Here is an 18,747-nt window from a genome sequence, read left to right on the forward strand (position 1 = left end):
GGAACCGGTGCCTCAGCGGATCCGGTCACCGACCACCCGGCCGACCGAGATATCCCTGCGGACCGCGCGTTCGCCTGTGACGACTGCGGCCACCGCTGGTACTACGACCGCCGCCGCTGCCCGGCGTGCGGCCACGGCGCCGAGTCGGCCGGAACGGTTCCGCTCGAAACGGGCGAGGTCGTCGCGATGACGACGGTCGAGACCACCCCGCCGGACGTCCGCGCGCCGAACCACCTCGCGCTGGCGCGGTTCGACGACGTCCGACTGGTCGCGCAGGCCGTCGACGGCGACCTGGCCCCCGGCGACGCCGTCCGCTTCGAGGGGTCTCACCGGCTCCGCGAGGGCCGCGACCGGACCGATCCGCGGCTCGTCGCGGTCGACGATCCCTGACGACAGCAAAGAGGTTCCAATTCCGCTTCCGACGCTTCGCCCGCTCGGACCGTTCGATCTCGTTACCCACTCGGCCCTTCTTACTCGGTCCGTTCGAGCGACTCGAAGATGAACTCGTCCATCGCCTTCCGGGCCTCCTCGGGCGCGTCCTCGTGGCCGAGCGAGATCCGCCGCCCGCGGGCGGCGTGGATGACGTCGGTCACCAGCTGGCCCATCCGCTCCGCGTCGACGTCGCGGAAGACGCCCGCCTCTATCCCCTCCTCGACGACCTCGACGATGCTGCCGCGGATGCGATCGTAGTGTTCGTTGAACACCTCGCGGTGCTCGCCGTCGTTTTGCGCGTACGTGTACAGCTCGTGGTACACCTTCATCCGGTCCCAGTGGCTGAACTCCTCGAACTCGGGACCGAACAGGCACTGGTCGACGCGGGCGCGCAGCTCCGTCCGCGGGTCCGCATCCCCGTCGACGACCACGCTCCCCTCGTACTGGTCGATGATGTGTTCGAGGAACGAGGACATCAGGTCGTACTTCCCGTCGAAGTGGTAGTGGATGACCTGCCGCGTGAGGTCCATCTCCTCGCCGATGTCGCGCATCCGGAGGTCCTTGTACCCGTGCTTGCTCAGCGCGCGGAACGTCGCCTCCATGATCACCTCTTTCGTGTCCTTCGAGGAGACCGTCTCCTCGCCGGACTCGTCCGAGGGATCGTCCGCCGGAGGGTCCCGATCGGACCCGTCGGCGCCGGCGTCGCTCCGGGACTCGACGGAGTCGCCCGCCGGTCCGCCCTGTGATTCGCTCATACTCACACTCTACGGGTGAGGTACATAATACGATTGCCTCTCGTTGGTTTACCGTCCGGTAAAGTTTTAACCTCTTGGTCAAACCCTATTATCGAACATGACACAGACGATCGTGCGAAACGGGACCGTGGTCTCGCTGGACCCGGACGTGGGGGAGTTCGACGAGGCCGACGTCCTGATCGAAGACGGGGAGATAGTCGAGGTCGGCACCGGGCTGTCGGCGTCGAACGCGGAGGAGATCGACGCCGCCGGGAAGATCGTCGTCCCCGGCTTCGTCGACTCGCACATCCACCTCGCGCAGACGCAGGTCCGCGGCATCGCCGGCGACTGGTCGCTGATGAACGAGTACTTCGACCACATGCTCGGCAACATCACCGGGCTCTACCGGCCCGAGGACATGTACCTCGGCGGCCTCTTCGGCGCCTTCGAGAAGCTCCACACTGGCACGACGACCGCCCTCGACTGGTCGTACCCGAACACGCTCGAACACGGCGAGCGCGCCGTCGACGCGCTCAAAGACACTGGCCTGCGCGCGGTGTACACCTACGGCCCGCCGGGCGACGACTCGGCGAAGTGGTGGTACGAGAGCGACGTGGGCCTCCCCGAGGAGAACATCCGCACCCTCCACGAGGAGAAGATCCGCGACGACGACCTGCTCAGCCTCGCGCTCGGGCTCCGCGGTCCCGACTTCTGTACCGACGAGACCGCCCGCGGCGACCTCGAACTCGCCCGCGACCTCGGCGTCCTCTCGACGATCCACATGGGCGCGGCGCTGTGGCCGTCCTCGGAGTACGGCGGCGACTACCAGGGCTTCGGCTGTATCGAGGACATGCTCGGCCCCGACGTCAACGTCGCCCACGGGAACCACTTCTCGCAGGAGGACATCGACCACGCCGTCGAACAGGGCGTCTCCTTCTCGTCGACGCCGGAGGTCGAGATGCAGATGGGCCACGGCATCCCCGTCACCGGGAAGGTGCTCGAAGCCGGCGGCCGCCCGACGTGGGGCGTCGACGTCTGCTCGAACGTCAGCGGCGACATGGGGAGCCAGATGCGGATCGGGATGCAGCTCCAGCGCATGTTCGACAACCAGAAGGTCCTCGAAGGCGACGAGGAGGTCACCGAGGTCAGCATCTCCGCGCGCGACACCCTGGAGATGGCCACGATCGAGGGCGCGAAGGCGCTCGGGCTGGACGACGAGATCGGGACCATCACGCCCGGCAAGCGCGCCGACCTCGTCCTGTTCGACGCCGACGACTTCATCACCGCGCCGTCGCACTCGCCGATCGAGACCGTCGTGTTCCAGGCCGACCCCTCGCATATCGACACCGTCCTCGTCGACGGCGAGGTCGTCAAGCGCGACGGCGAGCTGACGAACCCGAAGGTCCACGAGGAGTTCGACCGCTTCGTCGCCTCCGGCGAGCGCCTCCTCGACGAGGCCGGCATCGACCTGTAACGCCTCGACTCACCCCTCTTACAACTTCACTCACTTTCACATGCGAATCGGACAATACCGCACGACGGACGAACAGACACCGTGGGCCGGCGTCGCCACCGACGACGGCGTCGTCGACCTCGCCGAGGCCGGCGCCGCCGCCGGCGTCCACGTACCGAGCCGGACCAGCGACCTCCTCGCCGACTGGGAGTGGCGCCGGAAGGTCGACCTCGCGGTCGAACGCGCCGCGGAGACGGGCGTCGGCGTCCGCGACCCGGCCGACCTCGACCGCGCCGCCCCCGTCGACGACCCGCGGAAGGTCGTCTGCGTCGGGCTGAACTACCGCGACCACGCCGAGGAGGGCGACAACGAGATCCCGGACGAGCCGGTCCTCTTCTCGAAGTTCCCCACCTCGGTCGTCGGCCCCGACGACCCGGTCCGCTGGGACCCCGAGTACACCGAGAAGGTCGACTACGAGGCCGAGCTGGTCGCCGTGATCGGCGAGCGCGCCCGCCGCGTCGACCCCGAGGACGCCTTCGACCACGTCGCCGGCTTCACCGTCGGCAACGACGTGTCCGCGCGCGACCTCCAGCACGGCGACGGCCAGTGGGTCCGCGGCAAGAGCCTCGACACGTTCGCGCCGACCGGTCCCGACCTCGTCACGACCGACGAGGTGGGCGACCCCCACGACCTCGACATCTTCGCCGAGATCAACGGCGAGCGCCTCCAGGAGTCCTCGACCGAGCACCTGATCTTCGGCGTCGACGAGCTGATCTCGTTCTGTAGTCAGGCGTTCACGCTCGAACCGGGAGACCTCGTCTTCACCGGCACGCCGCCCGGCGTCGGCGTCTACCGCGAGCCCCCGGTGCTGCTCGGCGACGGCGACAGCGTCACGATCGGCGTCGAGGGCGTCGGCGAACTGACGAGCGAGTTCGAGACGGAGTAGGTCCGTCGCGCCGTCGGAATCTGAGAGCGGTTCCTGCTGTCGAGGCTCCGTTGATGCCTTAGTTCCAGAATTATATTCATTGGAAACGCTTGGGGTACGAGAAAATATTTATCGGTAAAATATATTTCTGAACCGTGTCAGATTCGTTTCCGACCGGCGCGGTCCCGATAGCAATACTCGCTGGGCTGCTGTGGATCGTCGACCCGGTGTGGCTGTTCTCTCTGCTCGAACCGGCTACCGGAGACGCGCCGCTCGGAATCGGAATGCTGTTCGCCGTACTCTTCGGACGTGGTGGCAGGAACGTTCTGGTATTGGTCCTCACCGTCAGTATCCTCTGGAGGGTCTTTCGCGACCCCAGATCGCTGCGTGAGTTCGATCGGGCGATCCAGGTCGCCGCCGTCAGCGGCGCGGCTTTCGTGTTTTTAGCCTCGCCCGTCACCGACGTCCTCTACAATTTCTTTCCGCGGGAAGAGACCCCTCTGATCTCCCGTTCCGTACTCGTCGCCGGATCGATCTGCGCGGCTGTCACGATCGGAAGCGTTCTGCTCGGCAAGTTATCCTCTGCCCGCCCCCGAACCGGGTCGGACCAGTGAGCGGTTCGTGCGTTACGTATCAGTAATCGCTACTGCCCACACTAAACGGCTTACTCCGCCAGCCCGAACACGTCCCGCGGGTTCTCGTACACGACGGTCCGGATGTCGTCGATGTCGATACCGTAGCGGTACAGCTCGAATATCGCGCGCTTCACCGCGTACGGGTCCGTGCGCAGCACGTTCGCGGTGTCGGTGTCGATCATGACCCGCTCGGGCCCGTACTCGTCGATGGCGTCCGCCACGTCGGCGGCGTCGACGCCGACGAGCCACGAGTGCCCGATGGTGTAGCTCAGGTAGCAGTCCGTCTCGGTCATGAGGTACTCCGTGTTGTTCGCGTCCGCGTGCGAGGCGACGACGCGCTCCTCTGCGAGGCCGGCGTCGCGCGCGGCCGCCACGTCCCGCTTCACCGCCTCCAGCGCTAGGTTCTCGCCGTCGAGGACCGGCTCCGTCCCGAGGCCGGCGTTCTTCTCGTAGCCGGGCGTCACGCCGAGGTCGTCGCGGTACTCCCGTTTCGCGTCGGGCGTCGTGTTCGGCGTGTGGAGCAGCACGGGCAGGTCGTGGTCGGCGGCCAGCGCCATCTGCGCCTCGACGACCGCCTGCTGTTCGTCGAGGTCCCAGCGCTCGACGTGCTGGCTCGGGGTCACGCCGGTCTCGCCGACGGCGACGACCTCGTCGAGCGCGCAGTAGTCGTCCATCGCGTCGAGCAGCTCGTCCGGGTTCTCGATCCGGACGCCGGTGTGGACGCCGAGGCTCAGCTTCGCCTCGAAGAAGTGGTTGCGCTCGATGGCGCGGCGGCGGTTGATCGCGTCGTCCCAGAGGAACCGGATGTCGCTCGCCTCCACGGGCTTGTAGGGCGTCCAGTGGTAGCCCGAGGACACCATCACCATCGAGCGACAGCCGGCGAGCGCGTACCGCTCGCGGTCCTCCCACGAGAGCGTGTGCGCGTGATTGTGCGGGTCGATCCACGGGAGGTTCAGCAGTTCCGTCGGGAGGTCGGCCGCCGACTCGTCGAGGTGGTCGGCGTCGGTCGGGCGAACGGTGGCGTGTGGCGCGGTCATGCCCCCATCGTCGTCCCCCGGCCACTTAGCGTTTTACAGGTTGGTAAAACTTTATTGTCCCTCCGACGGACACACGGATATGACACTGTTGATCGGGACAGACTCCGGCCTGTACCGGACCGACGAGGTCCCCTTCGAGCGCGGCGACCCCGACCCAGTCCTCGACTGCGGGGTCGTCACGGCGGTGAAGTCGTGGGACCACACCGAGGGCGTGTTCGTCGCCTCCTCGACGGGCGCGTACCGCTCGCTGGACGGCGGGGAGACGTGGACCGACCTCGAAGTGCCGCTCGGCGACCGGTTCTGGCACGCCGGGACCAGCGAGGTGTGGTCGATCCTCGCGACCGCGGACGGCGCGCTGTACGCCGGCACCAACGACCCGTACGTCTTCCGCTCGGTCGACGGCGGGGAGACGTGGACCGAACAGAAGGGGTTCCGCGAGCTGCCCTCCCGCGGGCACTGGGAGTCGCCGATCGACCCGCACTACGCCCGCCTCCGCGCGCTGGAGGCGATCCCCGGCCGCCCCGAGCACCTGATCGCGGGCGTCGAGGCCGGTGGGATCCACGTCAGCCGCGACGGCGGCCGGACGTGGACGGACCACCGGGACGCCATCGTCGACGACGTCCACCAGGTCCTCCCGATCTCCGAGGACGTGTGGCTGGCCGCGACCGGCTACCTCGACCACGACTTAGAGAACCTCGGGCTCGGCCACGCCGTGGGGGAGGGCGGCCTGTGGCGGACGACCGACGCCGGCGAGTCGTGGGACCGCCTCGACGTCGGCAGCGACTTCTCGTACATCCGCCGCGTGTTCGTCCACGACGGCCGGGTGATCTTCTGCGGCGGCGAGGAGGCGCCGCCCGCGTGGGTGAACGACGACCACGAGGTCGCGCTGTTCGAGTCGACCAACTTCGGCCGCGACTTCGAGCGCGTCTCCTTCCCCGGCGAGCCCCACGAGATAATCGAGACGTGGGCGGTCCACGACGGCGACGTGGTCTGCGGCTCCGGGCTCTTCGACGTGCCCGACGAGCGCGATGACGTGGAGGGCCGGATCATGCGGCGCCTCGACGGCGAGGGCGACGAGGGACCGACCTACGAGACGGTCGGTCGCGTCGACGCGAACGTCAGCCGCATCGAGGTGGTCTGAATGGCGGACGAATCTGAAACCCAGTCCGAGGCCGACGGCGGATCCGGCCGCGACGCCCCCTCGCTGCTCGGGCGCTCGCTGTACGGCGGCGTCCTCGCGTACATGGCCGTCGACGGGTTCAGGAACAACGACAAGCGGGTCGCCGTCGCCGAGGAGAAGGGCGTGCCGATGCCCGACGTGCTGGTCCCGTTCGTCACCGGGATGCTGCTGGTCGCCAACCTCGGCATCGTCCTCTGGCGGCTCCCGCGGGCGGCCGCAGGCGCGCTCGTCGTCTTCTTCCTCGGGACGACGCCCGCCATCCACGACTTCTGGACGATGGAGGGCAAAGAGCGGCAGGGCAACAAGATCAACTTCCTGAAGAACCTCGCGTTGCTCGGCGGCGCCCTCATCTTCCTCGACGCCGCGGGCGGGAGCGACGAGGCGAGCGCCCCCTCGACCGATCGCGACGAGACGTGACCGGTCCCGGATTTCGGGTAACCGGCCCCGAATTTCGGGTCCGTCCGGCGTCGACGCTCCGGATCGGGGATGTCTGACGCAGTTCTTAAGTGAGAGCGGCGAGGACCCTACCGTAATTCCCCGAACGGGCGTCGAGCGCACGGATCGAACGGCGTCGCGAAACGACCGCGGTGTTCGGGTCAACCACACACGGACTGGAGGTCAGGATGGGACTGCTCACGAATCTCAGAGACAGCATATCGCGGGTCACGGACGGCCTGTTCGCGGCCGACGAGCCCAAGCGGATCGGGATCTACGGACCGCCGAACGCCGGCAAAACGACCCTCGCAAACCGGATCGCACGCGACTGGACGGGTGACGCCGTCGGGCCCGAGAGCCACATCCCCCACGAGACTCGCCGGGCCCGCCGGAAGGAGAACGTGGAGATCGAGCGCAACGGGCGCAAGGTCACCATCGACATCGTCGACACTCCCGGGGTGACGACGAAGGTCGACTACAAGGAGTTCCTCGACCACGACATGGAGAAGGACGACGCCGTCCGCCGGTCGCGCGAGGCGACCGAGGGCGTCGCGGAGGCGATGCACTGGCTCCGCGAGGACGTCGACGGCGTCATCTACGTGCTCGACTCCACCACCGACCCGTTCACGCAGGTGAACACGATGCTGATCGGGATCATCGAGTCGCAGGACCTGCCGGCGCTCATCCTCGCGAACAAGACGGACCTGGAGGGGTCGGACGTCCAGCAGATCGCGAACGCCTTCCCGCAACACGAGACGATTCCGCTGTCCGCGCTGGAGGGCGACAACATGGACGAAGTGTACACCAAGATCGCGGAGTACTTCGGCTAATGGCCGGTCCGAAAGCCAACGTCGACGCCGCGGACGACCCGGACGACGGCGACGACGGCGTCCGGATCGACATGATAAGCGGCGCGCGGATGGAGGGGCTCACCGGGATGGAGAAGATCCGGCTCATCCTCGACGGCGTCCGCGACGGCAACATCGTCATCCTCGAGGAGGGGCTCTCCCCGGACGAGGAGTCGAAGCTCATCGAGGTGACGATGACCGAGATCAGCCCCGACGACTTCACCGGCATCGAGATAGAGACGTACCCGAAGGCCGAGGCGGGCGACCAGAGCTTCCTCGACAAGCTGATGGGCCGCGAGTCGACCCAGAAGCTCACCGTCATCGGCCCGGCGAACCGCATCGAGACCCTCCACAAAGACGAGAACCTCATCAGCACGCTCGTCTCCCGCAAGTAGATGCCCCATCAGTGTACCTCCTGCGGGCGGACGTTCCCCGACGGTTCCAAGGAGATGCTGTCGGGCTGTCCCGACTGCGGCGGGAACAAGTTCCAGTTCAAGCCCGCCGGAGCCGCGTCCGACGCCGGCGCCGACGAGGGCGGCCGGGCGTCCGAGTCCGCGCCCGACCCGTCCGACCGGACGGCCCCGAGCCCGGACGACTCGCCAGCGGCGACGCCCGACGAGCCCGCGGCCGACCGCCGCCCGACCGAGCCCGCGGACGCGGCGCCGAGCGACGCCTCCGCGAGCGCCGACGCCCCGGGCGAGTCCGACGGCACCGAACAGATCGCGGACCGGAGCGACGAGGACACCGCGCAGGCGAGCGCCCGCTCGGAGGTGGTGTCGCCGGACGAACTCGACCGCGCGAGCCGCGACGTCGAGCCCGCGGAGACACCGGCGGCGGAGGAGCCCCAGCCCGGTATCGACGCGCTCCGCGACGAACTGAACGACCAGTTCGAGAGCATCCGCATCGTCAGCCCCGGACAGTACGAGCTCAACCTGATGGAGCTGTACGACAGACAGGAGTACATCATCTCCCTCCAGGAGGACGGCCGGTACGTCATCGAGATGCCCGACGCGTGGGGCATCCAGGACGAGTAGCGACCTCCCCGCCCCGCCCCCGCAGTCCCCGCCCCCGCAGTCCCGGACCCTGACCCCACGGCCCCCGACTCCCCGCCTCCGACTCCCCGGTCCCTCGGTTCCGCGGTCGCCGCGCCGCGTTCCGCGACCCCCTTCCCCGTCGCTCGACGCCGCCCGGATCTCCGGTGATCGTTCGTTTCGCTTTCCCGGCGTCTCCCCCGTCCTTTCGTGCGGTTCTGCGATTCGGGCGACCCTTGTCGAAGAGGATACTGTTATCCGGCTTCCTCCGCTACGCAGTGGCATGTTTACCGATCGCCGCCGACCGGGCCGGGACTCCGGCTCCGGTTCGGGCCGCGCCGTCCCGCTCGCCCGCCGCCGACCGCACCCCCGACACCGAGCGCCTCGCGCTCCCGACGAGGTAGCCGCATGCGCGTAGTCGCGAAGTTCGGCGGCACGAGCCTCGGGAGCGGCGACCGGATCGAACGCGCGGCCGACTCGGTCGCGAGCGCGGTCGCCGCCGGCCACGAGATCGCGGTCGTCGCGAGCGCGATGGGGTCGACCACCGACGACCTCCTCGACGACATCACCTTCGAGACGGACGACGCCGACCGCGCCGAGATCGTCTCGATGGGCGAGCGCACCAGCGTCCGGATGCTGAAGGCGGCGCTGTCGGTCCGCGACGTCGACGCCGTCTTCCTCGAACCCGGCCATCCTGACTGGCCGGTCATCACGGACGAGCTCGGCGAGGTCGACGTGGCGGAGACGAAGAAGCGCGCGCGGAAGGTCGCCGCCGAGATGGACGGCGTCGTCCCGATCATCACCGGGTTCCTCGCCGAGGACCACGACGGCAACGTCACCACGCTCGGGCGCGGCGGGTCGGACACGACCGCGGTGATGCTCGGCAACTACATGGACGCCGACGAGGTCGTGATCGTCACCGACGTGGAGGGCGTGATGACGGGCGACCCGCGCGTCGTCGAGGGCGCGCGCAACGTCGGGCAGATCACCGTCGACGAGCTTCGAAACCTCTCGTTCCGCGGGGCCGAGGTCGTCGCGCCATCCGCGCTCTCGTACAAGGACGAGGACCTCGCCGTCCGGGTCGTCCACTACCAGCACGGCGACCTCCTCCGCGGGGGCACCCGGATCGAGGGCGAGTTCGAGAGCCTGATCGACATGCGCGAGGAGCCGCTGGCGTGTCTCACCATCGCCGGCCGGGCGATCCGCAACCGACCCGGGATCCTCTCGGAGCTGGCGAACGCGCTCCGCGCCGAGGAGATCAACATCGACGCGGTCGCCTCCGGCATGGACTCGGTCACCTTCTACGTCGACGTCGAGGTCGCTGAGACCGCCGAGGCGCTGCTCCACGAGGCGGTCGTCACCGACGAGGCGCTCTCCTCGGTCACCGTCGCCGACCCCATCGCCGTGATCCGCGTCACGGGCGGCGAGCTCCCGAACCAGTCCGGCGTCATCCAGGACATCATCGCGCCCATCGCGGACGCCGGGATCAACATCATCGACCTGATCACCAGCGCCACCTCCGTCGCGGTGTTCGTCGACTGGGACGACCGCGAGGAGGCGCTCGAAATCGTCCAACAGCGGTTCGACTGACCGGAGCGCTCCGGCCCGACCTCCCCGGCCTTCAGCCGCTCTCCTCCGGATCGAACCGGTACCGCGTCGTCGTCGCGCCGTCGATCCGCGGTCCCGAGCCGACCGCCTCGAACCCGACCGCCTCCGCCGCGTCGGCCGCGGTCCCGTCGGCGGGCAGGACGGCCTCGACGGTCATCCCCTCCCGGGTCGCGAACCCCACCGGCTCCTCGAACAGGCGCTCGACCGGGTCGGGGGCGCCCTCGACGTTCGTCACGTGGACGACGCCGTCCCGCACGTCGAACGCGACGAACCCCGCGACCGCGTCGACCGCGGTGTCGTCGCCGGCGTCCGCGTCGGCGGCCGGGTCGGCCCCGTCGGTCACCCCGACGCGGACCGACCGGTCGTGGATCATGTCGCGGACCACGCCCTCGGGGCGCCCCGTCATCGACGCGAGGGCCGCGGCGTCGGCCTCGACCCCGTCGCGAACTCGCATACCTCCGCACTCTCCCCCGGCGACATAAAATCGCCGCCCGGTCGCCGCGGACCGGATGATTTTAACGACCGGCGCGCCCAGTGGCACGCATGAACAAATCGACCCAGATCGTGGTTGGTACGGTCGGCGTCTCGGCCGTCCTCTCGGTGCTCATCGTCCTCTCGTACGTCTTCGCCTGATGTTCTCGTCCCGGTCGCTCGACGACGACCTCGCGGCGGTCCGCGACCGGTACGCGCCCGGCTCGCCCGTCCTCGACGTCGACGCCGACTTCGAGACGCTCCCGCCGGCGGCCGCGGAGGACCTCGGGCTCTTCGTCGACGGGCTCGACCCCGCCTCCTACCCGACCGAGTGGCTCCCGGACTCGGTCCCGGACCTGCTCCGGAAGCACACCGGGCCGGCGTTCACCGTCGGACTGCCCGGCGACGGCACGGTCGTCCGGACGGCCCAGACCGACCCGCCGGCCGTCCTCGTCAAGCGCCGCGCGGAGGGGACGCCGGACGACTTCCTCGCGTTCCTGATCGCCGAGCGGCTGGTTCAGATCGGTCACGAGCCGGCGCCGGGCGCGGTCCGCGGCGACGCCTCGAACGGCGGCGACTCGGCCGGCCTCCCCGAGTCGTTCCTGCCCTTCTTCGGCGAGCGCTACCGCGACCTCGACGCCGCGATCCGCCGCCCGGACCCGGAGACCGGCGAGTCGACGACCGGGTTCGGTCCGACCGACGTCTTCCAGGTCGCGAACGCGCTGTTCGACGCGTGGGTCGGGCTCCACACCCGCGACGCGTTCGCCTCGTGGGCCGACGAGTATCCCCGGCTGTTCGGCGCGTGGGTCGACGCGGGCGACCGGCTCTCCGGGCGGCTCGGTGACCTCTCCGGCGAGGTGGCGCGCGGCGACACCGACTTCCCGGCCGCGACGGAGTACGCCTGCTCGGCGGTCAAACACGACCTCGACCTGCCGGCGCCGTACGGCGCGCTCGACACGACCGCCTACCGGGAACGGGGGGCGCCCTACGCGGTCGCGTGGGCGGAGAAGACGTTCGCCGCGCTCGTCGACGACGAGGAGTAACGGGGCGCGCGCTCGCGGCGAAACCGCCGTTCAGACGTCGACGACGACGTTGCCGTCGCCGTCGAGGTCGATGACGCCGTCGAACAGGTCGCGGAACCGGTCGAGGGTCGCGACCTCGTGGACCTCCTCGGAGAGGTGGAAGATGCCGACCGCGTCGTGTTCGTCGAGCAGGTCGAGGATCTCTGCGGCCGCCTCGTACACGGCGTCGTCGTCGGCGTAGTAGGCCATCTCGGTGAGCGAGTCGACGGAGACGCGCCGCTTCCCCTCGTTCTCCGTGAGGAACCGCTCGACGCGGTCGACGACGCCGTCGAGGTCGTCCGGCGCGGAGACGTAGTAGACGTCGTCGGACGTGCGGCGCGAGTAGCCGCGCTCGACGGAGAGGGTGTCGAGGATGGTCGCCTTCGTCTCGTCGACGTCGTAGTACTCCAGCTTCTGTTCGACCTCGCGCGCCGTGGTCCGCGTCGAGACGACGAGGAACGCGTCGGTGTCGGTCTTCAGGAAGTCCGTGTCGATCCGGTCCGTCTCGCCGATGCTCGGGTGGACGAGGAGCAGTCCGGTCCCGCCCGGTATCGCCTCCGGCCCATTCTCGATGGCGAGGGAGTAGTCCATGGGATCGGAACTCGCCGGACCGACTTAACGGTGCGGGCCGGGGCATCTCAGACCGTCCGACTCCGGCGGGTCGCTCGGTCCGCGTCCGACCGGCGTCGCGGTCGCTCACGTTCTCCCCTTCGTTTCGTTTGGAGGTTCTGATAGGAACGCGCCGACCGGTTACTCGCCCGCCCGCGAGCCGACGCCCTCGGTCTCGCCGGTCGGTTTTTTTGCCCCGCCCGCCGTCGGTGCGGTCGATGCCCGGGCACGACTCCGCGCGCGACGTCTACCGGCAGGCGCTCCCGGTGATAGCCGTCAGCCTGATCGCCGGGCTGTTCGCGGGGACGATACTCGCCTCCGAGACCATGCGTGCGAACATCGCGGAGGTCCCCGGCCTCCTGCTGCTTTTGCCGGCGTTCCTCGCGACCCGCGGCGGGGTGTACGGCTCGCTCGGCGCCCGGCTCTCGACCGGCCTCCACCAGGGGATCATCGAGCCGCGGTTCCGCCCGGACCGCCGGCTCACGAACGCCGTCGTCGCCTCCTTCCTCAACGGGATGACCGTCTCCGTGTTCATCGCGGTCGTCACCTACGCGACGCTCGTCCTGTTCGGCGACGGCGGGAGCCTCTTCCAGCTGGTCGGCGTGATGGTCGTCGCCGGCTTCCTCTCCGCCGTCCTCATGATCACCGTGCTCATCGCGGTCATCTTCGTCGGCTACCGCCGCGGGCTCGACCCCGACAACGTCATCGGGCCGGTCGTCACGACGCTCGGCGACGTGTTCGGGGTGTTCTTCCTCCTCGTCGGGGTGGCCGTCGTGGGGGCCGTCTCGTGACCGAGCCGCAGTCGACCGCCGTCGACGAGTGGTCGGTCCGGCGGATCGTCCGGACGATGATCCCGCTCTTGGCCGCGCTGTCGGTGCTCCAGCTCGTCTCCGGCACCGTGCTGGAGACCTACGAGGCGGTCCTCCTCCGGTACCCGGCCCTGCTCGTCCTCGTCCCGGTCCAGATCGGGACGGCCGGCAACCTCGCGTCGATCACCTGCTCGCGGCTCACGACCCAGCTGTACCTCGGGACCTACGAGCTCAGCCCGTCGAACCCCGCGCTCCGAGCGAACGCGGGCGCGGTGTTCGCGCTCGCGGCGACCGTCTTCGGCGCCGTCGGCGTCGCCGCCTGGGCCATCGGGCTCGCGCTCGGGGGGTCGCTCGCGCTCGGCCGGGTGCTACTGATCTCGCTGGTCTCCGGCATGGCGCTCGCCGCGCTCGTCGTCGCCGCCAGCGTCGCCGCCGTCGAGGCGTCCTACCGGATCGGGCTCAACCCCGACGACACGACGATTCCGGTGGTGACGAACCTCTGTGACATCGCCGGCGTGTTGATCCTCTTCGCGGTCGTCTCGGTCGCGCTGTGAGGACCGACCGGCTCGAACCCGATCAGAACACGCTGTCGGCCGTCGCGGCGCCGACGACGCTGAACACGGCGCCGACGGCGACGGCCTTCGCGGTCGTCGCGACCACCGCGCCGTCGCCGATCCCGCCCTCGACGAGGAAGGTGTGGGGCGCGTCGAAGATCAGCGCGAGCAGGAGGACGGAGCCGAACGCGACCGTCATCAGCGAGACGAACCGGGTCGGGATCCCGACGAGATCCGGCTCCTCGTCCACGTCGCGGCCGGTGTCGGCCCGGTACAGCGCGGCGTAGCCGATCAGCCCCACGAGCACGGCGGTCACGGTGGCCTGGATCCAGTTCATCCCCGCGGCGAGCTCCCACACCTCCGCGGTGACGACGAACGGCCCCGCGAGCAGGAAGCCGCCGACCGACTGCTGGGCCATGTCGGCCACCCGGAAGTGCGGTCGGCGGAGCGCTCGCGGTCGCTTCATACCCACGACCGGGACCGGAGTCGGTAAAACACCGCTGTTTTTCACCGTTCTCCACGTCCGGCCGGTATGAGCGTTCGCGAGGAGTTCGACGAGTGGGCGGCCGCGGGGAAGGACCGCGGCATGGAGGACCGGCACTGGCACACCGCGAAACACGTCCTGGCGCGGATGCCGGTCGAGGACGGCGACGCGGTCCTCGATCTGGGCACCGGCTCCGGCTACGCGCTCCGCGCGCTCCGCGAGCGGGGCATCGGCCGCGGGTACGGCCTCGACGGCGCCCCCGAGATGGCGAACAACGCCCGCGGGTACACGGACGACGGCGCGGTCGGCTACCTCGTCGGCGACTTCGACGAGCTCCCCTTCGCCGACGACTCGCTGGACCACGTCTTCTCGATGGAGGCGTTCTACTACGCGAGCGACCCGGTCCACACCCTCGAAGAGGTCCGGCGCGTGCTCCGGCCGGGCGGCACCTTCTACTGCGCGGTCAACTACTTCGAAGAGAGCGAGACGACCCACGCGTGGCAGGAGAACATCTCCGTCGAGATGACGCTGTGGTCGCGCGACGAGTACCGCGAGGCGTTCCGCGAGGCCGGGCTGTACGTCGCCGAGCAGGACGCGATCCCCGACCGCGAGACCGAGATCCCCGACGCCTCCGAGTTCCCGACGGAGGGGTACGAGTCGCGCGAGGCGATGATCGATCGGTATCGGACGTGGGGGACGCTGTTGACGGTCGGCGTCGCTCCCTGAATCGGACTTCGGAGGCGTCGATCCCCGGGAGACCGACGGGCGTCGTCCGCTGAGTACGGTGGCGGTGTCTCCGGGCGGCCAGTACAGTTTTTTGCTAGCGCACGTCAGCGACTCGTATGTTAAGGCCCCGCTACCATCGGTTCGCAGCGTTCGGCCTCGGTGTCGGAACGGGGGGAGCGTTGCTCTGGCTCGGAATCGACGTCCTGCTTTCGAGCGCGGTCGCGGTCGCGCTCGCTGTGAGCGTCGCGTTCCAGTTTCGAACCAACCGCGAGTTTCCCGACAGGTGGACCGGAAGCGGATGGAGGAACGACCGGTGGACTCTCCTTTCGTTGGCCGTGACCAACTTCGCCGCGCTCGTCGGCGTCCGATGGCTTCCGCTCCCAAACGGGTACGGCGCTGCGGTCTCGTTTCTGATCATCTTCGTCGGGGTCTCCGCTTACCTGGGCGGACTGCTCGCAGCGAAGGAGCGCGGCCCGTTCGACGATGAGCGTTCTGTCGGGAACACGGGCGTTCCCGAGGGCGACTAACGGTCGTCGGGGTTCCGGTCTTCTCCCGACATACACGCTCTCGGCACACGGCATCGCACTCTTCCGACGGTTTAAATCGCGTCGGAGACCAGAGTCCGATAATGGAACCGAGTTCGCTCTCCGGGCTCCCCGCCGGCGTCGGCGAGGCGCTCGAAGCGGAGGGCGTCGCGGAGCTGTACCCGCCCCAGGAGGCGGCCGTCGACGCGGGCGTCACCGACGGCGAGAGCCTCGTCGCGGCGGTCCCGACCGCGTCCGGGAAGACCCTGATCGCCGAGCTCGCGATGCTCTCCTCCATCGAGCGCGGCGGGAAGGCGCTGTACATCGTCCCGCTGCGCGCGCTCGCCAGCGAGAAGAAGGCGGAGTTCGAGCGCTGGGAGGACCACGGCGTCACGGTCGGCGTCTCCACGGGCAACTACGACTCCGACGGCGAGTGGCTCGCGAGCCGGGACGTCATCGTCGCCACCTCGGAGAAGGTCGACTCGCTGATCCGCAACGGCGCGCCGTGGATCGACGACCTCACCTGCGTCGTCAGCGACGAGGTCCACCTCGTCGACGACTCCCACCGCGGCCCCACGCTCGAAGTCACCCTCGCGAAGCTCCGCAAGGTGAACCCGGGCCTCCAGACGGTCGCGCTCTCCGCGACCGTCGGCAACGCCGACGTCATCGCCGACTGGCTCGACGCCGAGCTGGTCGAGTCCGACTGGCGGCCCATCGAGCTCCGCACCGGCGTCCACTTCGGTAACGCGATCAACTTCGACGACGGGAGCCAGCGCGAGGTGCCCGTCGAGCGCGGCGAGGACCAGACCGCGAGGCTCGTCGCCGACGCCTTAGACACCGAGGAGGACGGGCAGGGCGGCTCCTCGCTCGTCTTCGTCAACTCCCGGCGCAACGCCGAGTCGGCGGCCCGGAAGCTCGGCGAGGTCACCGGCTCCAGACTCACCGGCGAGGAGCGCGACCGGCTTCGCGAACTCGCCGAGGAGATCCGCGGGGTCTCCGACACGGACACCTCCGAGGACCTCGCCGACGCGGTCGAGCGGGGGTCCGCGTTCCACCACGCCGGCCTCGCGAGCGAGCACCGGAGCCTGGTCGAGGACGCGTTCCGCGACCGCCTGATCAAGTGCGTCTCCGCGACGCCGACGCTCGCCGCCGGCGTCAACACGCCCGCCCGCCGGGTGATCGTCCGCGACTGGCGCCGCTACGACGGCGAGTTCGGCGGCATGAAGCCGCTCGACGTGCTCGAGGTCCACCAGATGTGCGGGCGGGCGGGCCGCCCCGGCCTCGACCCCTACGGCGAGGCGGTGCTGCTCGCGAACAGTGCCGACACCCGCGAGGAGCTGTTCGACCGCTACGTCTGGGCCGAGGCCGAGCCGGTCCGCTCGAAGCTCGCGGCCGAGCCCGCGCTCCGGACGCACGTCCTCGCGACGGTCGCGTCCGGCTTCGCCGCCACCCGAGACGGGCTGCTCTCCTTCCTCGATAACACCCTTTACGCGACCCAGACCGACGACGAGGGGCGCCTCGCCTCGGTCACCGACACCGTCCTCGACTACCTCGAAGTGAACGGCTTCGTCGAGCGCGACCGCGACGGCGGGAGCGAGGGCCTCGCCGCGACCGGCATCGGCCACACCGTCTCGCGGCTCTACCTCGACCCGATGAGCGCGGCCGAGATACTCGACGGGCTCCGCACCGTCGCGGACGGCGACGACGAGGGGGCCGGGGCCGGCGACTTCGTCCCCGCCGACGGCGCCGCCCCCGGGCCCGACGCGGACGCCGACGATGCCGGGTTCACGACTTACACGCGGGCCGACGGAGATGCGGACGGCGACGCGGACGACCCCGCTGAGGCGGCGGCGTCGGACGGCGACGACGGCCCCGAGGTCACCCCGCTCGGTCTCTATCACCTCGTCAGCCGGACCCCCGACACCTACCAGCTGTACCTCAAGTCCGGCGACCGCGAGGAGTACACGGAGGTCTGCTACGAGCGCGAGGCGGAGCTGCTCGGCGACACGCCCTCGGAGTACGAGGACGTGCGGTTCGAGGACTGGCTCGCCGCACTGAAGACGGGCCGCCTCCTGGAGGACTGGGCGAACGAGGTCGACGAGGACCGGATCGCGGAGCGGTACGGCGTCGGGCCGGGCGACATCCGCGGGAAGGTCGACACCGCGGAGTGGCTCCTGCGCGCCGCCGAGACCCTGGCGCGCGACGTGGAGGGCATCGACGGCGACGTGGTCGTTCGGGTTCGCGAGGCCCGCAAGCGGCTGGAGTACGGCGTGCGCGAGGAGCTGCTCGACCTCGCGGGCGTCCGCAACGTCGGCCGCAAGCGCGCCCGCCGCCTCTACGAGGCCGGCATCGAGAGCCGCGCGGACCTCCGGGAGGCGGACAAGGCCGTCGTCCTCGGCGCGCTCCGCGGCCGCGAGCGCACCGCCGAGCGCATCCTGGAGAACGCCGGCCGCGAGGACCCCTCGCTCGACGGCGTCGACCCCGACAGCTCGGCCTCGGCCGCGGCGACCGCGGGCGCGGACGCCGACGGCGACGGCGACGGGCAGGCGAGCCTAGGTGATTTCGGATGACGGCGCCCGCGGTCGATGCCGACGGGGAACCGGCGCCGGCCCCCGCGGTCCGTCTCGTCGCCGGGACGTTCGCGGTCGCCGACCTCGACGCGTTCCTCGCCGACCTCGACGAGGTCGCCGCGGAGACCGGCGCGGTCGTCCAGGCGTTCGACGCCGACCTCGTCGTCTCCGGGACGCAGCTCCGCGAGGCGGCGCGGCTCGCCGCCCGGGCGATCGCCCGCGGCGAGGCGGTCGCGCGCGACCCCGGCGTCGAGGTCCTGCTGTACGCGGCGGGGCGCCGACAGATCGACCGCGCCCTCGACCTCGGCGTCGCGGAGGGCGAACGTCCCGCCGTCGTCCTCGTCGCGGACTTCGGCGACGTGCCCGGCGCGGACCGTCCCCCGGCGGACCTCGACTGGGCGGCCGAGGCGGTCCGGGGACTCGCGCTCGACTCGGCCGAGCCCGCCGAGGGGGACGCGCTCGCGACCGGATTCGACGAGGACCGCGTCCGCGAGTTCTACGGCGTCACCGACCGCGAGCTCGCCGCGACGAACGGCGGCCTCGCCGACGCCGTCCGCGAGCGCGTCGCGCTGCTGGACGTCGAGAAGTGACCGCGGACGCCCCGTTCGACACCCCTTCGTT

Annotated in this window: 23 protein-coding genes; 18 read left to right on the forward strand and 5 right to left on the reverse strand. The window is 70.0% G+C overall.

Annotated elements, in window-relative coordinates; all coding sequences use genetic code 11:
• Positions 1 to 51 precede the first annotated feature (51 nt).
• Positions 52 to 390, forward strand: a complete 339-nt coding sequence (locus HPS36_RS06795; protein WP_173230800.1) for a Zn-ribbon domain-containing OB-fold protein — start codon at positions 52 to 54, stop codon at positions 388 to 390.
• 80 nt (positions 391 to 470) lie between these two features.
• Here the strand turns inward: HPS36_RS06795 and HPS36_RS06800 are convergent, their stop codons facing one another.
• Positions 471 to 1,187, reverse strand: a complete 717-nt coding sequence (locus HPS36_RS06800; RefSeq protein ID WP_173229330.1) for a TetR/AcrR family transcriptional regulator — start codon at positions 1,185 to 1,187, stop codon at positions 471 to 473.
• Positions 1,188 to 1,284: 97 nt separating this feature from the next.
• Here HPS36_RS06800 and HPS36_RS06805 point away from each other — a divergent pair, with 97 nt between their 5' ends.
• The 3 genes from HPS36_RS06805 (at position 1,285) to HPS36_RS06815 (ending at position 4,158) form a co-directional block, all read left to right on the forward strand.
• Complete coding sequence (locus tag HPS36_RS06805) at positions 1,285 to 2,640, forward strand: amidohydrolase family protein (RefSeq protein ID WP_173229332.1); 1,356 nt, start codon at positions 1,285 to 1,287, stop codon at positions 2,638 to 2,640.
• 40 nt (positions 2,641 to 2,680) lie between these two features.
• Positions 2,681 to 3,565 carry a fumarylacetoacetate hydrolase family protein gene (locus HPS36_RS06810; RefSeq protein WP_173229333.1) on the forward strand — a complete coding sequence of 295 codons (885 nt, stop codon included), beginning with the start codon at positions 2,681 to 2,683 and terminating at the stop codon, positions 3,563 to 3,565.
• A 134-nt stretch (positions 3,566 to 3,699) separates the two neighbouring features.
• Positions 3,700 to 4,158, forward strand: a complete 459-nt coding sequence (locus tag HPS36_RS06815; RefSeq protein WP_173229336.1) for a hypothetical protein — start codon at positions 3,700 to 3,702, stop codon at positions 4,156 to 4,158.
• A 50-nt stretch (positions 4,159 to 4,208) separates the two neighbouring features.
• Here the strand turns inward: HPS36_RS06815 and HPS36_RS06820 are convergent, their stop codons facing one another.
• Complete coding sequence (locus tag HPS36_RS06820) at positions 4,209 to 5,216, reverse strand: TatD family hydrolase (RefSeq protein ID WP_173229338.1); 1,008 nt, start codon at positions 5,214 to 5,216, stop codon at positions 4,209 to 4,211.
• 79 nt (positions 5,217 to 5,295) lie between these two features.
• Here HPS36_RS06820 and HPS36_RS06825 point away from each other — a divergent pair, with 79 nt between their 5' ends.
• The 6 genes from HPS36_RS06825 (at position 5,296) to HPS36_RS06850 (ending at position 10,300) form a co-directional block, all read left to right on the forward strand.
• Positions 5,296 to 6,357, forward strand: a complete 1,062-nt coding sequence (locus tag HPS36_RS06825) for a WD40/YVTN/BNR-like repeat-containing protein (RefSeq protein ID WP_173229340.1) — start codon at positions 5,296 to 5,298, stop codon at positions 6,355 to 6,357.
• Positions 6,358 to 6,813 (forward strand): DoxX family protein, encoded by a 456-nt coding sequence (locus HPS36_RS06830; protein WP_173229342.1) that lies wholly within the window; start codon positions 6,358 to 6,360, stop codon positions 6,811 to 6,813.
• Between the two features lie 206 nt (positions 6,814 to 7,019).
• Positions 7,020 to 7,661, forward strand: coding sequence for an Era-like GTP-binding protein (locus HPS36_RS06835; RefSeq protein WP_006114713.1), 642 nt, complete (start codon positions 7,020 to 7,022; stop codon positions 7,659 to 7,661).
• Complete coding sequence (locus tag HPS36_RS06840) at positions 7,661 to 8,074, forward strand: DUF2073 domain-containing protein (protein WP_121563371.1); 414 nt, start codon at positions 7,661 to 7,663, stop codon at positions 8,072 to 8,074. The genes HPS36_RS06835 and HPS36_RS06840 overlap by 1 nt, the downstream gene beginning before the upstream one ends.
• Positions 8,075 to 8,713, forward strand: coding sequence for an OapC/ArvC family zinc-ribbon domain-containing protein (locus HPS36_RS06845; protein WP_137716769.1), 639 nt, complete (start codon positions 8,075 to 8,077; stop codon positions 8,711 to 8,713). It abuts the gene before it with no gap.
• A 405-nt stretch (positions 8,714 to 9,118) separates the two neighbouring features.
• Positions 9,119 to 10,300 carry an aspartate kinase gene (locus HPS36_RS06850; protein WP_173229344.1) on the forward strand — a complete coding sequence of 394 codons (1,182 nt, stop codon included), beginning with the start codon at positions 9,119 to 9,121 and terminating at the stop codon, positions 10,298 to 10,300.
• Between the two features lie 31 nt (positions 10,301 to 10,331).
• Here HPS36_RS06850 and HPS36_RS06855 read toward each other — a convergent pair whose 3' ends face one another.
• The gene (locus tag HPS36_RS06855) at positions 10,332 to 10,772 is read right to left on the reverse strand and encodes a hypothetical protein (protein ID WP_173229346.1); all 441 of its coding nucleotides are present in this window, start codon (positions 10,770 to 10,772) and stop codon (positions 10,332 to 10,334) included.
• An 89-nt stretch (positions 10,773 to 10,861) separates the two neighbouring features.
• Between HPS36_RS06855 and HPS36_RS17080 the strand changes: the two genes are divergently transcribed.
• Positions 10,862 to 10,951 carry a hypothetical protein gene (locus HPS36_RS17080; protein ID WP_449405250.1) on the forward strand — a complete coding sequence of 30 codons (90 nt, stop codon included), beginning with the start codon at positions 10,862 to 10,864 and terminating at the stop codon, positions 10,949 to 10,951.
• A complete protein-coding gene (locus tag HPS36_RS06860) occupies positions 10,951 to 11,832 on the forward strand; it encodes a DUF7089 family protein (protein WP_173229348.1) in 882 nt (293 codons plus the stop codon). The genes HPS36_RS17080 and HPS36_RS06860 overlap by 1 nt, the downstream gene beginning before the upstream one ends.
• Before the next feature lie 30 nt (positions 11,833 to 11,862).
• Here HPS36_RS06860 and HPS36_RS06865 read toward each other — a convergent pair whose 3' ends face one another.
• Positions 11,863 to 12,441 (reverse strand): DUF7090 family protein, encoded by a 579-nt coding sequence (locus tag HPS36_RS06865; protein ID WP_137716773.1) that lies wholly within the window; start codon positions 12,439 to 12,441, stop codon positions 11,863 to 11,865.
• Positions 12,442 to 12,677: 236 nt separating this feature from the next.
• On the opposite strand from HPS36_RS06865, the gene HPS36_RS06870 reads away from it, so the two are divergent.
• Together HPS36_RS06870 and HPS36_RS06875 are read left to right on the forward strand one after the other, a co-directional pair.
• The gene (locus HPS36_RS06870; RefSeq protein ID WP_053770267.1) at positions 12,678 to 13,250 is read left to right on the forward strand and encodes a magnesium transporter; all 573 of its coding nucleotides are present in this window, start codon (positions 12,678 to 12,680) and stop codon (positions 13,248 to 13,250) included.
• Positions 13,247 to 13,822: a magnesium transporter gene (locus HPS36_RS06875; RefSeq protein ID WP_173229350.1), complete on the forward strand. Its 576-nt coding sequence runs from the start codon at positions 13,247 to 13,249 to the stop codon at positions 13,820 to 13,822. The genes HPS36_RS06870 and HPS36_RS06875 overlap by 4 nt, the downstream gene beginning before the upstream one ends.
• A 22-nt stretch (positions 13,823 to 13,844) precedes the next feature.
• On the opposite strand, the gene HPS36_RS06880 is transcribed toward HPS36_RS06875, so the two are convergent.
• Positions 13,845 to 14,288, reverse strand: a complete 444-nt coding sequence (locus tag HPS36_RS06880) for a DUF2391 domain-containing protein (RefSeq protein ID WP_173229352.1) — start codon at positions 14,286 to 14,288, stop codon at positions 13,845 to 13,847.
• Between the two features lie 66 nt (positions 14,289 to 14,354).
• Between HPS36_RS06880 and HPS36_RS06885 the strand changes: the two genes are divergently transcribed.
• The 4 genes from HPS36_RS06885 to cgi121 all read left to right on the forward strand — a co-directional run bounded on the left by HPS36_RS06885 (position 14,355) and on the right by cgi121 (position 18,716).
• Entirely contained in the window at positions 14,355 to 15,032 is a 678-nt protein-coding gene (locus HPS36_RS06885; RefSeq protein WP_137716777.1) for a class I SAM-dependent methyltransferase, read from the forward strand.
• A 116-nt stretch (positions 15,033 to 15,148) separates the two neighbouring features.
• Positions 15,149 to 15,559, forward strand: coding sequence for a hypothetical protein (locus HPS36_RS06890; RefSeq protein ID WP_137716778.1), 411 nt, complete (start codon positions 15,149 to 15,151; stop codon positions 15,557 to 15,559).
• A gap of 101 nt (positions 15,560 to 15,660) precedes the next feature.
• Complete coding sequence (locus tag HPS36_RS06895; protein WP_173229354.1) at positions 15,661 to 18,126, forward strand: ATP-dependent DNA helicase; 2,466 nt, start codon at positions 15,661 to 15,663, stop codon at positions 18,124 to 18,126.
• Positions 18,123 to 18,716 carry a KEOPS complex subunit Cgi121 gene (gene cgi121 / locus HPS36_RS06900; RefSeq protein WP_173229356.1) on the forward strand — a complete coding sequence of 198 codons (594 nt, stop codon included), beginning with the start codon at positions 18,123 to 18,125 and terminating at the stop codon, positions 18,714 to 18,716. Before HPS36_RS06895 ends, cgi121 begins: the two co-directional genes overlap by 4 nt.
• Positions 18,717 to 18,747 lie beyond the last annotated feature (31 nt).

Source organism: Halorubrum salinarum, from assembly GCF_013267195.1.
In the GTDB taxonomy this organism is placed as follows: Archaea; Halobacteriota; Halobacteria; order Halobacteriales; family Haloferacaceae; genus Halorubrum; species Halorubrum salinarum.